At 64.1% G+C, this 13,022-nt stretch carries 11 protein-coding genes; 5 read left to right on the forward strand and 6 right to left on the reverse strand.

Annotation, left to right across the window (positions count from 1 at the left end):
- Positions 1-2: 2 nt before the first annotated feature.
- Positions 3-1,028, reverse strand: coding sequence for an N-acetyltransferase DgcN (gene dgcN / locus LB518_RS03825; protein ID WP_224573198.1), 1,026 nt, complete (start codon positions 1,026-1,028; stop codon positions 3-5).
- Positions 1,029-1,170: 142 nt separating this feature from the next.
- Between dgcN and LB518_RS03830 the strand changes: the two genes are divergently transcribed.
- The 4 genes from LB518_RS03830 to LB518_RS03845 are packed head-to-tail and all read left to right on the forward strand — an operon-like array spanning position 1,171 to position 5,143.
- On the forward strand, positions 1,171-2,316 hold the full coding sequence (locus LB518_RS03830; RefSeq protein ID WP_224573200.1) for an MlaE family lipid ABC transporter permease subunit: 1,146 nt from the start codon (positions 1,171-1,173) through the stop codon (positions 2,314-2,316).
- Positions 2,317-2,318: 2 nt separating this feature from the next.
- On the forward strand, positions 2,319-3,107 hold the full coding sequence (locus tag LB518_RS03835; protein ID WP_224573202.1) for an ABC transporter ATP-binding protein: 789 nt from the start codon (positions 2,319-2,321) through the stop codon (positions 3,105-3,107).
- A 9-nt stretch (positions 3,108-3,116) separates the two neighbouring features.
- The gene (locus LB518_RS03840; RefSeq protein ID WP_224573204.1) at positions 3,117-4,487 is read left to right on the forward strand and encodes an MlaD family protein; all 1,371 of its coding nucleotides are present in this window, start codon (positions 3,117-3,119) and stop codon (positions 4,485-4,487) included.
- Positions 4,488-4,537: 50 nt separating this feature from the next.
- The gene (locus LB518_RS03845; protein WP_224573215.1) at positions 4,538-5,143 is read left to right on the forward strand and encodes an ABC-type transport auxiliary lipoprotein family protein; all 606 of its coding nucleotides are present in this window, start codon (positions 4,538-4,540) and stop codon (positions 5,141-5,143) included.
- A gap of 92 nt (positions 5,144-5,235) precedes the next feature.
- On the opposite strand, the gene LB518_RS03850 is transcribed toward LB518_RS03845, so the two are convergent.
- From LB518_RS03850 to LB518_RS03865, 4 genes are all read right to left on the reverse strand, one after another.
- Entirely contained in the window at positions 5,236-6,273 is a 1,038-nt protein-coding gene (locus tag LB518_RS03850; protein ID WP_224573217.1) for a GGDEF domain-containing protein, read from the reverse strand.
- Positions 6,274-6,459: 186 nt separating this feature from the next.
- Positions 6,460-7,944: a DEAD/DEAH box helicase gene (locus LB518_RS03855; protein ID WP_224573219.1), complete on the reverse strand. Its 1,485-nt coding sequence runs from the start codon at positions 7,942-7,944 to the stop codon at positions 6,460-6,462.
- Positions 7,945-8,088: 144 nt separating this feature from the next.
- Positions 8,089-8,562 (reverse strand): hypothetical protein, encoded by a 474-nt coding sequence (locus LB518_RS03860; protein WP_224573229.1) that lies wholly within the window; start codon positions 8,560-8,562, stop codon positions 8,089-8,091.
- A 78-nt stretch (positions 8,563-8,640) separates the two neighbouring features.
- Positions 8,641-9,069: a YqaA family protein gene (locus tag LB518_RS03865; RefSeq protein WP_224573231.1), complete on the reverse strand. Its 429-nt coding sequence runs from the start codon at positions 9,067-9,069 to the stop codon at positions 8,641-8,643.
- Positions 9,070-9,173: 104 nt separating this feature from the next.
- On the opposite strand from LB518_RS03865, the gene LB518_RS03870 reads away from it, so the two are divergent.
- Positions 9,174-10,448, forward strand: a complete 1,275-nt coding sequence (locus LB518_RS03870; protein ID WP_224573233.1) for a DUF2254 domain-containing protein — start codon at positions 9,174-9,176, stop codon at positions 10,446-10,448.
- Positions 10,449-10,505: 57 nt separating this feature from the next.
- Here the strand turns inward: LB518_RS03870 and parE are convergent, their stop codons facing one another.
- Positions 10,506-12,557, reverse strand: coding sequence for a DNA topoisomerase IV subunit B (gene parE / locus LB518_RS03875; RefSeq protein WP_224573244.1), 2,052 nt, complete (start codon positions 12,555-12,557; stop codon positions 10,506-10,508).
- Positions 12,558-13,022 lie beyond the last annotated feature (465 nt).

The raw sequence follows: 13,022 nt of genomic DNA on the forward strand, positions 1-13,022 counted from the left end.
GGTCATGATATCAGGTCGCTTCCGCCGTAGAGGCGGAGGATCTCCGCGACGATCGGTTCGACGCCGGTCCGAATCGGGTCGACCGCCGGCAGGTCGAGCCGCGCTCCGGTGTCACGCAGCAGATCCCTCGCTTCGTCGTCGGAAAGGGCCGCGGTGTTGATTGCGACGCCCACGCAGCGGATCGCCGGATTGGTCAGCCGGCCGCAAGTCACCGTCAGCTCGATCACCTCTTCGATCGAGGGGAGCGGATGAGCGACGCCGCGCATGTGGCTGCGCGTCGGCTCGTGGCAAACGACGAAGGCATCGGGCTGCGCGCCATGAAGGAGACCAAGCGAAACGCCGGCGAAGGAGGGGTGGAACAGCGACCCCTGACCCTCGACCAGGTCCCAGTGATCAGGCGCGGCAGCGGGAGCGATCCACTCGACGGCGCCCGAGATGAAGTCGGCGACGACAGCATCGATCGCGACGCCTCGTCCTGAGATGAAGACGCCCGTCTGGCCCGTCGCGCGAAAATCGGCGTCGAGGCCAGCCTTGCGCATGCCGGTTTCGAGCGCCAGCGCGGTGTATTTCTTGCCGACCGAGCAGTCGGTTCCGACGGTCAGCAGCCGCTTGCCAGGACGCTTGGTGCCCTTGCCGGTGGCGAAGCGCTCGCTCGAATGACGAACATCATGCAGAGCGCGGCCATTGCGAGCGGCCGCGTCGCGGATGGCGGGGCTGTCGGCGAGAAGGGAATGCAGGCCGCTGGCGACATCGAGGCCAGAATCGAGCGCGGCGACGATGCTGTCGACCCAGTACGGAGGCAGCACGCCTCCGGCGTTCACCGCGCCAACGATCATCGTTCCGACGCCGGCCGCCTTCGCTTCGGCGATCGTCATATCGGGCACGCCGGCATCGGCCTTGCAGCCGGGGAGTCGCAGCTGGCCGACACACCATTCCGGTCGCCAGTCGACGATGCCGAGGGCAGTTTTGGCGGCAAGAGCATCGGGAACGTCACCCAAAAACAACAGATAGGGTGTCACGATCTGCATCGAACGGCTTCCTTTCAGTGGGAGCTTGCCGGACTTCCCATCCTCGTGTCACTAGGATGCTTCGGACGGGAGCTTATGGGCGACCGCAAGGCGTCACAAGGGTTGCCACGGGCGCCAGGTCCGAGAAGGGCTCATCAACGGTATGGTTGTGGCGGCAGAAGCAGCGGCTCATCTTGAAACGAACGATTCGGATGGCGCGCTTCGGCTCGTTCCGCATGGTCCGTGGACGCTGAGCAATGCCGACCAGCTCGAAGCCGAGGTCGACAAGGCCGTTGCATCCGCCTCTGACAAGGCGACGCTGATCGATCTTTCCGACGTCGACCACATCGATACAGCCGGCGGCTGGCTGATCACGCGGCTCGAACGCGAGATCACCGCGAAGGGCGGGAAGGTCGATGTCGAGGGCGGCTCCGACAATGTGATGCGCCTGCTTTCGGCGCTCGAATCCGTTGAGCGCGATCTGCCTCCGCGCCGGAAGCAGATCGGTGTCGGGCTCGAATTGCTCGAGGGGATCGGCCGCGCGATGTACGGCGCCGTCTCCGATCTCGAGGCAGGGCTCAACATTCTCGGCGGCGTCGCCGTCGGCGTTTTGAACGCGGTGCGCCATCCCTCGCGTTTCCGCATCACTTCGGTTGTCTTTCATATCGATCGTGCCGGTCTGCGCGCGGTCCCGATCATCGCGCTGATGTCGCTGCTGATCGGCGCCATCATCGCCCAGCAGAGCGCCTTCCAGCTGCGCAGCTTCGGCGCCGAGGTCTATGCCGTCGATCTTGTCGGCGTGCTGGTTCTTCGAGAGCTCGGCGTGCTGCTCACCGCCATCATGATCGCCGGCCGCTCCGGGAGCGCCTTCACGGCCGAGATCGGCTCGATGAAGATGCGCGAGGAGATCGACGCGCTCGACGTGATCGGTCTCGATGTCAACGAAGTGCTCGTGCTGCCGCGGATCATCGCGCTGATTATCGCGCTCCCGCTGCTCACGATCATTGCGGATTTCGCCGCGCTTGTCGGTGGCGGTCTCGTCAGCTGGATCTATGTGGGGCTGCCACCCTCGGCGTTCATCATGCGCCTGCGCGATGCGGTGGCGATCAATACGCTGATGGTCGGCCTCATCAAAGCGCCTTTCATGGCGCTGATCATCGGCATCATTGCGGCGACCGAGGGCTTCCGCGTCGAGGGGAGCGCCGAGTCGCTCGGCGCGCGCACGACCTCCTCAGTCGTGAAGGCGATCTTCATGGTGATCGTCGTTGACGGCATGTTCGCCATCTATTTCAGCGCCGTGAGCTACTGACGATGGCCGTTCGGAAAAACGCTGTTCCAGTCAAGAGTGAGGTTGTCATCCGCGGGCGCGGCATCACTGTCGGCTTCGGCGAGCGCAAGATTCTCGAGGATCTGGATATCGACGTCTATCGCGGCGAAATCCTCGGTATTGTCGGCGCCTCCGGTACCGGTAAATCCGTGCTGCTTCGGACCATTCTCGGGCTTCAGGCCAAGACAAGTGGTTCGGTCGAGATCCTCGGCCAGCCCTATGACGATGCGGAGCCGGCGATCCGGGCTCAGATCGACCAGCGGCTCGGCGTTCTGTTCCAGCAGGGCGCGCTCTTCTCCTCGTTGACCGTTCTGCAGAATGTCGAGTTCCCGATGCGGGAGCATCTGCGGCTCTCGCCGCGGCTGATGGAAGAGCTGGCGCGCCTGAAGATCGAGTTGGTCGGCCTCGCGCCCGAGGCGGCGGATCGCCTGCCCTCGGAGCTTTCCGGCGGCATGATCAAGCGAGCGAGCCTCGCACGGGCGCTGGCGCTCGATCCCGATATCGTCTTTCTCGACGAGCCGACCTCGGGTCTTGATCCGATTGGCGCTGCCGAGTTCGATGAATTGATCGCGACGCTGCGCGCGACTCTCGGCCTTACCGTCTTTATGGTCACACACGACCTCGACAGTTTGCACACGGTTTGTGATCGAATCGCGGTACTTGGCGATCGGCACGTTCTGATAGAAGGAACGATGGCGGACATGCTGGCGTTCGATAATCCCTGGGTTCAGAAATATTTCCGCGGCGCGCGCGCGCGTCGCCTTGAGGCATAGGCGACAGGCATGGAAACCCGGGCCAACTACGCGACGATCGGCATTTTCACCCTCGCGGTGATCGTCGCCTGTTTCGCCTTCGTCTATTGGCTTGCGCGCTATGACGAAAATGGCGCCCGCAAGCCAATGCGCGTCCTGATCCCGGGATCCGTCACCGGCCTCGCAACAGGCAGCCAGGTGCTCTTCAACGGCATCCGCATCGGCGACGTCACCAGCCTCCGGATCAACCCGCAGGACCCCAATCAGGTCGAGGCCATGGTCTCGGTGGATCCCAACCAGCCGATCAAGTCCGACACCAAGGCCTCGGTCGGCGTGCAGGGCCTGACCGGCATCGCCTCGATCGAGTTCCGTGGCGGCTCGGCCAATCTGCCGAGTATTTTCGACGAGCAGGAAATCCCGACGCTGACGGCGCAAGGCTCCGGCCTCAGCGAAATCCTCGAAAGCGCTCAGGAACTGCTGAAAAAGGCGAACGGGACGGTCGACCGGATCAACACGGTGCTCGATACCGCACAGCCTTCGGTGAATACGACCCTCGCAAATGTCGAGAAGTTCACCGGTGCGCTCGCCCAGAATTCTGACGGCGTCAATGATTTCCTGGCCAATGTCTCTGATCTTTCCAAGAAGATCGGCGATCTCTCAGGCAATCTCCAGGGTCTGGTCAGTAAGGCCGACAATATCCTGGCGGCCGTCGATCCAAGCAAGGTTGGCGACGCGATCAATCAGATCGATACGGTGGTCAAGAAGCTCTCGACAGCTGCCGATTCCTTCCCGCAGATCGTCGACAACGTGACGAAGATTTCTGGACAGCTGTCCGATACGGTCGATTCCGCCCGCAAGATCATCGATGCGGTTCAGGTCGAGGCCGTGAAGAGCACGATCCAGGATGTCGCGACCGTCGCGCGGCGTGTGCAGACCGCCACGGTCGATATCAACAAGATCGTGTCCGATGCCGCAAAGGCGGTCAGCGATGCGCGCGACTTTGTCGGTTTCGTCAAGAAGCAGCAGCCGCAGGTGGACCAAATTGTCGCCAATACCGACCAATTGATGGGCCGGCTCAATCAGGCGTCTGCGCGGCTCGACTCGATCCTCGGCGGCGCCGACGACATCGTGAACGACCCGAACAGCAAGAACTTCTTCAAGGAGGCTGCTGCTGCAGCCGCATCGATCCGCAAGGTCGCGGACGCCTTCTCCGGCCGCGCGCCCGAGATCTCGAAGAACATCGCGGATTTCACTGGGCAGGGGCTTCGCAACATCGATCAGCTCGTGCTTCAGTTGCAGCGCGCCACAAACCAGTTCAATCGCACGCTGAATTCCGTGCAGAGCAACCCGCAGGGCTTTGTTTTCGGCAATCCGACGGTCAAGGACTATAACCGGAAATGAGCCTTCTGATCCCGTCTCCCGGCAGAGCGAGGCCCAAGTCGATGGCTGCGATGAAGCGATCCCTGCCATATGGCGCCGTGATGACCGTTGCCCTGGCGATGCTGCTCGCCGGCTGCGTCAGCAAGCTGGTGACGGCGCCGCCGCCCAACACCTATGACATCGCCGGGCCAACGAACTTGCCGAAGGTGGGCGGGGCGGGTAGTGCCCAGATCCTGGTGCCGGCGCCATCGGCGCTGCAGATTCTCGCAACGCAGCGCATCGTCGTCTCGCGCGGCGCACTGATGGCCTATTATCCAAACGCCCAATATCCGGACACGCTGCCGAACGTCCTGCAGGCTCGCATCATCGAGACCTTCGAACGTTCGAAGCAGGCTCATGCCGTTGGGCGTCCCGGCGAGGGGTTGTCGATCGATTACCAGCTGCTGACCGACATTCGCAGCTTCAATGTCGTTGTCGGCCCCGCCGGCTTGGTGGCCGAAGTGGAAATCTCGGCGCGCATCCTCAATGACCGCAACGGCCGCATCGTCGATTTCAAGGTCTTCAAGGCCACCGCGCCGGTCGCCGCCGATACGGCCCCGGAAGCGATCGCGGGCCTCAGTGCGGCGCTCGACATCGTTCTGGTCGATCTCGCACGCTGGGTGCTGGTCAAGCTCTAGCTCGGATCGGTATTCAAGATTGGTCGGACCCAGCCTGTCCGGCGACAGCCGCGGCGCGACCGTTGGCTAGTCGCGATGATGTGCTGGCGCCTTCAGACCGAGTGTCGCCGCAGCGGGTCGACCTCGACCACGACGAGGTTGCGGCCGCCGCTCTTCGCGCCATAGAGGCAAGTGTCGGCGCGCTCGATGATCGTCTGCATCGTATCCCCGGGCCGGAAGCCGGCGATGCCGATCGAGATGGTGACACGCCGGAGCCGCTCTCCGGTCGAACGCTGCCGGATCTCCCGACCCATCACAGCTTCCCGAATAGCCTCGCCGATGATGGTCGCCTGGGTGATCGGTGTGCGCGGCAGGATGATTGCGAACTCCTCGCCGCCGTAGCGGCAGGCGGTGTCCTGGCCGCGGACATTCTGCTTCACGGCAAGAGCGACGAGGCGCAGAACATGGTCGCCCGTCTGGTGGCCGTAGCGGTCGTTGAACGATTTGAAATTGTCGATGTCGGTGAACAGCAGCGACAACGGAGTTTCGGTCGCTGCGGCCTCCATGATCGCGGCCGACAAGGCGTCGTCGAAATGCTTGCGGCTGGCCAGCGTCGTCAGCTCGTCGCGCAGCGATTCATGACGGACGTGATCGAGGCTGGTCTGCAGCAGGTCGAGTTCGGCTCGGGCTTCGGCGAGCTCCATCTCGATCCGCCGCTTGCGCTGGTCGATGATGCGTGAAGCCGCTACGAGACGGTTCACGAGATCTGCCGTGGAATAGTGCGCATCGGGATCGTTGATCGCATCGCGTGCCATGGCGAGGCGAATGGCAGTATCTGAAGCGTCGGAGAGGGCCGCCGTCGCGATCATCTCGAAGATCGCCTCCAGCTTGGCCGGAGAGCCGTCGACAGCCGTTAGGTCGGAGGCATCGCCCAGGAACACCCGGTGGAGGGAAGCGACCTCTTCGCACGAGAGACGGCCGCGCTCTCGAATGATGCTGTCGATTGCTTCGTTCAGGAGAGGGTCGCGCTCAGCCACATAGGCATACAAGAGCGCGTAATACTGTGGCTCCGCCGGAAGGTCGTATGCCTTCAAAAGCGCGAGCGCACGGTCCGCCAGCAGTGCGGTATCCTTGAAGCTGCCCCCGACCATGATCCCCCGATCTGATCGCGCCGATCAAACCCCGATTGCGCCGGGTGCAATCTGGACGCGAACTTCTAACGAGGACCTAATGCAAGCCGAGTGCCAGCCGCAGCGCAAAGACTGTCGACTATTGTACTTAACGAAACCTGAACATCCGGATCGCCGGCCTTCGCCAGCGCGCCGACACGAAGAATGTCAGGAGGAGGGGATGCGGACGGGGCGCAGAAGGAACTGCGGCACGTGATCGCCAAGGCCGATCACCCGCTCGCCACCATCGTCACGGTCGCGGCGCTGGGGCCGCTCTGGCCGGACGGCCTGCTGCCGACGGGTCGCCTCGCGGCGGCCTTCCGCGCTTGGACGGACCGGCTCCTCTGCGACACGCGGTGTCGTAGCCACAGGCTTCGCCTCTGGCACATTCTCGTGCGGTTCGCTGGACTTGGCCGCCTCGGCAGCACGCGGAGCGCGAGGCGCCCGCTCTGCCCGAGGTGCGCGCGCGGGACGCTCGCCGCGCTCCGGACGCTCTGTCCGTTCGCGACTGGGCGCCGCGCCCACAGGATCGCCGAGCCACTTCACGCCATCGCCGGTCAGCTTGTCGATGGCCGAAAGGTATTTCTGGTCGGACGGCGCCACCAGCGTCATCGACGTGCCTGAACGGCCCGCGCGGCCGGTGCGGCCGATCCGGTGCACATAGTCGTCAGCATGCGTCGGAATATCGAAGTTGAACACGTGGCTGACATCGGGGATGTCGAGCCCGCGGGCCGCGACGTCGCTCGCGACCAAAAGCGTGATCTTGTTGGTCTTGAACGCGTCGAGCGTGGCCATACGGGCGCGCTGGTCCATGTCGCCATGCAGCGCACCGACAGAGAAGCCGTGCTTCTCGAGCGAGCGGGCCAGCACGGCCACTTCGCGCTTGCGGTTGCAGAAGATGATCGCGTTCTTGAGATCGGTCGCATTGCGGATCAGTTCGCGTAGCGTCTCGCGCTTGTCGGCCGGCTCGCGGCCGGTGGCGACAAAGATCTGCGTCACGGTCTTCGCGGTCGTCGCCTGCTTGGCGACCTCGATGCGGGCCGGATTGGACAGGAACGTGTCTGCGAGGCGCTCGATCTCCGGCGGCATCGTCGCCGAGAAGAACAGCGTCTGGCGGCCGAACGGCAACAGCTTGCTGATGCGCTCGATATCCGGGATGAAGCCCATGTCGAGCATGCGGTCGGCCTCGTCGATCACGAGGATCTCGACGCCGGTCATCAGAAGCTTGCCGCGCTCGCAATGGTCGAGCAGGCGCCCGGGCGTGGCGATGAGAACATCGACGCCGCGATCGAGCTTCTTTTCCTGTTCGTTGAACGAGACGCCGCCGATGAGCAGGGCGACATTCAGCTTATGGTTCTGGCCGTATTTGTTGAAATTCTCCTCGACCTGCGCCGCGAGTTCGCGCGTCGGTTCGAGGATCAGCGTGCGCGGCATGCGGGCGCGAGCCCGGCCCTGCTCGAGCAGGGTGATCATGGGCAGCACGAAGCCGGCCGTCTTGCCGGTTCCGGTCTGGGCGATACCCAGAACGTCGCGGCGGTTGAGCACGTGCGGAATGGCCTCGGCCTGAATCGGCGTCGGCGTGGTGTAGCCGCTCGATTCAACGGCAGCCAGCACTTTGGGACTGAGCCCGAGCGTAGAGAAGGATGTGGTCAAGAAGAAAAAGGCCCGAAGGCTGCGTGGGACAGCGAGAGAACGCCATCACCATCGATGAGTGACGCTGGCAAATACCCGCATCGGTGACGATTTGTCAAATCTTTTGAAGGAATTCGGCGCTTTTGGCGGCGATTCGCGCCGATCTTAGTTACTGGCGGGTCCAAATCGGTAGGTGCCGTCGTCATCGACGAAGAGTTCGTAGCTCTGGTCGGTGTCCTGGGCTGGGTCGACGACCTCGACGAAGACGCTCAATCCGTCCGGGTCCGATTCGGCGACAAAATCGGAAACGTCGAGCTTGAGCTCGGCAAGCTCGGTGATCTCGATCGAGCGCTCGACCTGGACCGACCCGTCGACACCGGTCGCGATCCACTGCACGAACAGCCGTGCTGTCGGCTTCGGCGCCGCTGTGCGGGCAACGAGAAGGCGATAGACGCCCTTGCGCCCGTCTTTCTCCCAGCTGCCTGCGATACGGAGGTCTTGGACCGAAGGATCGAGCGCGCTGATCGTGTCGGAGACCCCATCGGCATGCGCAGTCCCGGCGATCGGTGCGAGCAGGGGGGCGGCGATTGCCAGCGCCGCGGCGGCGCGTGCGGCAGAGCGCCAAAAGCTTTTGGTCATGATGTCCTCCCTGTCCGGACGACCGAGATGCGTCACCTATCGCGTCATTGCGGGCTGCCGGCAAGATACGACATCGGCTTAGCCAGCCACTCCCAGCGTTGCGACCGCGAGCACGACATAGCGGCCGACCTTGCCGATCGCCACCAGCAGGACGAAGCTCCCGAGCGGCTCTCGCAATGTCCCGGCGACGACCGTGAGCGGATCACCGACGACGGGCAGCCAGGACAGGAGCAGGCTCCATCGGCCGACCTTGTGGTACCAGCGCTGTGCACGGACAAGCGCCGCTTCGCTGACCGGAAACCAGCTGCGATGCCGGAAATGCTCGAGAAAGCGGCCGAGCAGCCAGTTGACGATCGCGCCGAGAACGTTGCCGGCGCTGGCCGTCGCGACCAGCAGCCAGGGCGCGACGTCGCCCTTGAGCAGCAGCGCGATCAGCACCGCCTCGGATTGCGCCGGAAGGAGCGTTGCCGCGAGAAAGGCCGCTGTGAACAGTCCGGCGAGTTCCATTATCCCGTTATCGCTTCATACCTGATGCTCGCGGCGGAGACTGCGCTACATAGAACCAAAGGAATCGGCGCCCCTCTGGCGGCGGCAGGATAGGGGGGCAAAGCATGTCGCGCTGGCAATGGCTCTGGAAGCAGTTCACCCGGCGCCTCTGGGTCCGGGCGAGCCTGATCGGGGCGCTCGGGGTCGTCGCGGCGGTTCTGGCGGCCGTTATCGAGCGCTACATCCCTTGGCAGTTGCCCGGAAAGATTGGCGCCGACGCCGTTGGAGGCATTCTCGATATCATCGCCTCCAGCATGCTGGCCGTCACGACCTTCTCCTTGAGCGTCATGACATCCGCCTATGGCTCGGCGACGAACAATGTCACGCCGCGCGCCACGAAGCTGCTGATGGAAGACCGCGTCACCCAAAACGTGCTCTCCACCTTCATTGGTTCGTTCCTGTTCAGCATCGTCGGCATCGTGGTCCTGAAGACAGGCGCCTATGGGGATCGCGGCCGCGTTATCCTGTTTCTTGTCACCATCGGCGTGATCGTCCTGATCGTCGTGACGCTGCTGCGCTGGATCGACCATCTGACCCGGCTCGGCCGCGTCGGCGAGACCACCAACCGCGTCGAGGAGGCGACACTGGCGGCGCTGGAGGCGCGGATCGAGCAGCCTTGTCTCGGCGGCGTCCCGCTCGAAGCGCCGCTTCGCGCACGAGCCGCTGATGGATGGGCTGTCACCGCCGACTCGATCGGCTATGTGCTGCATGTCGACATGGAAGCGCTGGAGAGCCTCGCCGAGGAGATCAACTGCGATATCGTCCTGGCGGCCACGCCCGGAGCCTTCACCTTCCCGCATTCGCCGCTCGCCTGCCTCGAGCAGCGGCCAGATGACGAGGCGGTGAGCGAAATCGTTGAAACGATCAGGCGCGCTTTTTCGATCGGCACCGAGCGGAGCTTCGACCAGGATCCCCGCTTCGGCCTCGCGGTCCTGAGCGAGATCGGGTCACGGGCGCTCTCGCCAGGGATCAACGATTCAGGAACCGCGATCGATGTCATCGGCCGCGTGACGCGCCTGCTGAGCCTTTGGGCCGCCAGACCCGCGCCGGATGCGGAAGCTCTTCGCTACAAGCGCGTGCATGTTCCGCCGCTCGAATCCGACGATCTGCTCGAAGACGCCTTCATGCTGATGGCGCGCGACGGCGCGGCGATGATCGAGGTGCAATTGCGCATCCAGAAGGCGCTCTTTGCGCTCGGGGCCATGGGCGATGTCGATGTCCGCGCGGCGGCGCGGCGACAGGCCGAAATGGCGATGGCACGCGCCGAAGCTGCACTGACCCTCGATGCCGACAAGAAGCGATTGCACGACGTGCGGGCTCCCTGGCAGGCGGACGCCTGAAGGACCTTTGCCAGCAGCCGCACCACGCTTTCTTCGCAGCCCAAAAGTGGCTCCCGCCTAGATATCTATCTCGGTCGCGAAGGCGGCGTTGTCCTGGATGAAGCGGAAGCGTTCCTCGGGCTTGTTGCCCATCAGCTGCTCCACCGTATCGCGCGTCAGCTCGATCTCGCCATCGACGATCCCGACCCGCAGCAGCATGCGCTTCTTCGGGTCCATCGTCGTTTCCTTGAGCTGGGCCGGCATCATTTCGCCAAGGCCCTTGAAGCGGCCGATCTCGACCTTGCCCCTGCCGGTGAATTCCTGCGCCAGCAACTCGTCCTTATGTCCATCGTCGCGCGCATAAAGCGTCTTGCCGCCCTGCGTGATGCGGTAGAGCGGCGGCACGGCGAGATAGAGATGGCCAGTCGAAATCAGTTCCGGCAACTCGCGATAGAAGAACGTGATCAGCAGCGAGGCAATATGGGCGCCATCGACATCGGCGTCGGTCATGATGATGACCTTATCGTAGCGAAGGTCCTCATCTCGATATTGATTGCGCGGGCCGACGCCGAGCGCCTGCATCAGGTCGGCAAGCTGCTGGTTGGCGCCGAGCTTCTCGCGGCCGGCATTGGCGACATTGAGGATCTTGCCGCGCAGCGGCAGGATCGCCTGGCTCGCGCGGTCGCGTGCCTGCTTGGCCGAGCCTCCGGCCGAGTCGCCCTCGACGATGAAGATCTCGCTGCCCTGCGCCGCCGTCTGGCTGCAATCGGCGAGCTTTCCCGGCAGGCGCAGCTTGCGCACCGCGCTCTTGCGGTTGACCTCTTTTTCCTGTCGCCGGCGCAGCCGCTCCTCGGCGCGCTCGATCACCCAGTCCAGCAGGCGGGTTGCGTCCTGCGGCGAGGCGGCGAGCCAATGGTCAAACGGATCGCCGAGCGCTTTCTCGACGATGCGCGTCGCCTCGCCTGAGGCGAGGCGGTCCTTGGTCTGGCCGACGAATTCCGGCTCGCGCACGAAGACGGACAGCATCGCGGCGCAGGAGGTCATGACGTCATCGGCGGTGATCACCGAAGCGCGCTTGTTGCCGGTGAGCTCGGCATAGGCCTTCAGCCCACGCAGCAGCGCGGAGCGGAGGCCCTGCTCATGCGTGCCACCGTCCGGCGTCGGGACGGTGTTGCAATAGGATCGGACATAGCCATCGCCCGGGAACCAGGCGACCGCCCATTCCGCTGCGCCATGGCCGGAAGTCTTGTCGGTGCGGCCGGCGAAGATCTGGCCGGTGACGGTTTTCTCGCCGGTGAGGTCCGCCGCGAGGAAGTCCTTGAGCCCGCCCGGGAAGTGGAACACAGCCGTCGGCGGCGTGGCGGCGTCCGGTCCGAGCAGTTCCGGCGCGCAGTTCCAGCGGATCTCGACGCCGCCATAGAGATAGGCCTTGGAACGGGACATCGCAAAAAGGCGAGCCGGCTTGAACTGTGCCGCGGCGCCGAAGATCTGCGCGTCGGGCTTGAAGCGCGTGCGGGTGCCACGGCGGTTCTGTACGTCGCCGACGAGGACAAGCCCCGACGTCGGAACGCCCCGCGCGAAGGTCTGGCGATAGAGCTTGCGGCCGCGCGCGACCTCGACCTCCAGCACCTCGGAGAGCGCGTTCACCACCGAAACGCCGACGCCATGCAGGCCGCCTGAGGTCTCGTAGACCTTGGAGTCGAACTTTCCGCCGGAATGCAGCGTCGTCATGATGACTTCGAGCGCCGACTTGTCCTTGAACTTCGGATGCGGGTCGACCGGAATGCCGCGGCCGTTGTCGGTCACGGTGACGAAGCCGTCGGCAGAGACTTCGACCTCGATGAAATTGGCGTGGCCTGCGACGGCCTCGTCCATCGAGTTGTCAATCACCTCGGCGAAGAGATGGTGCAACGCCTTTTCGTCGGTGCCGCCAATATACATGCCTGGCCGACGGCGCACGGGCTCGAGCCCCTCGAGCACTTCGATGTCGGCGGCGGAATAGTCTGCTTCGGCGGCGGCCTGGCTTGATCGGCGCGCGGCCGCAGCCTTGCTGGCGGCAGCCGTCGTCGCGCTGCTCTCAGTGACAGTCTCGGCCGCTGCCGATCCGAAGAGATCGCTGGTGTCGTCCATGGGTCTTCCGTTTGGGTCCGGCCGCTGACATGGCCGGACAGGCCATCCGAATCAAGCATGAATCTTGCCATGCGCCGCGCCCGGCGGCGAGAGCGTTTCCTGTTTGTTCGTAGCGAGCCGCACGAAGGTATGATCGCATACAGGGGCCTCTGACCTCGCCACGGCAAGGGCCTCGGCGTCTCATGGTGCCGATATCAGGCTGTGGCGGTCTGGCAACAGCGGGTTCCATTATCGTCGCAGAGTCTTCGCCAGACATGATCCGCCGCCTTTCAGCCATAAAGCGACACGAGCTTCGCCTGCATCCGGGGGCGGATAGGACAGATCTTGCGGCGTGTTGTGGGAAATACCTCTTTTGCTTGCGCATTGAGGGCCGGGATGAGTCATTCATTCGGCCGGTTGCATGGCGGCCAAGGTTTCGCCGGAAACCGGGTGCACTCTCTCATCCAATCCAATAACGGCCGCGGC

Origin of the sequence: Mesorhizobium sp. BR1-1-16 (genome assembly GCF_020165495.1) — a bacterium.
Lineage (GTDB): Bacteria > Pseudomonadota > Alphaproteobacteria > Rhizobiales > Kaistiaceae > Kaistia.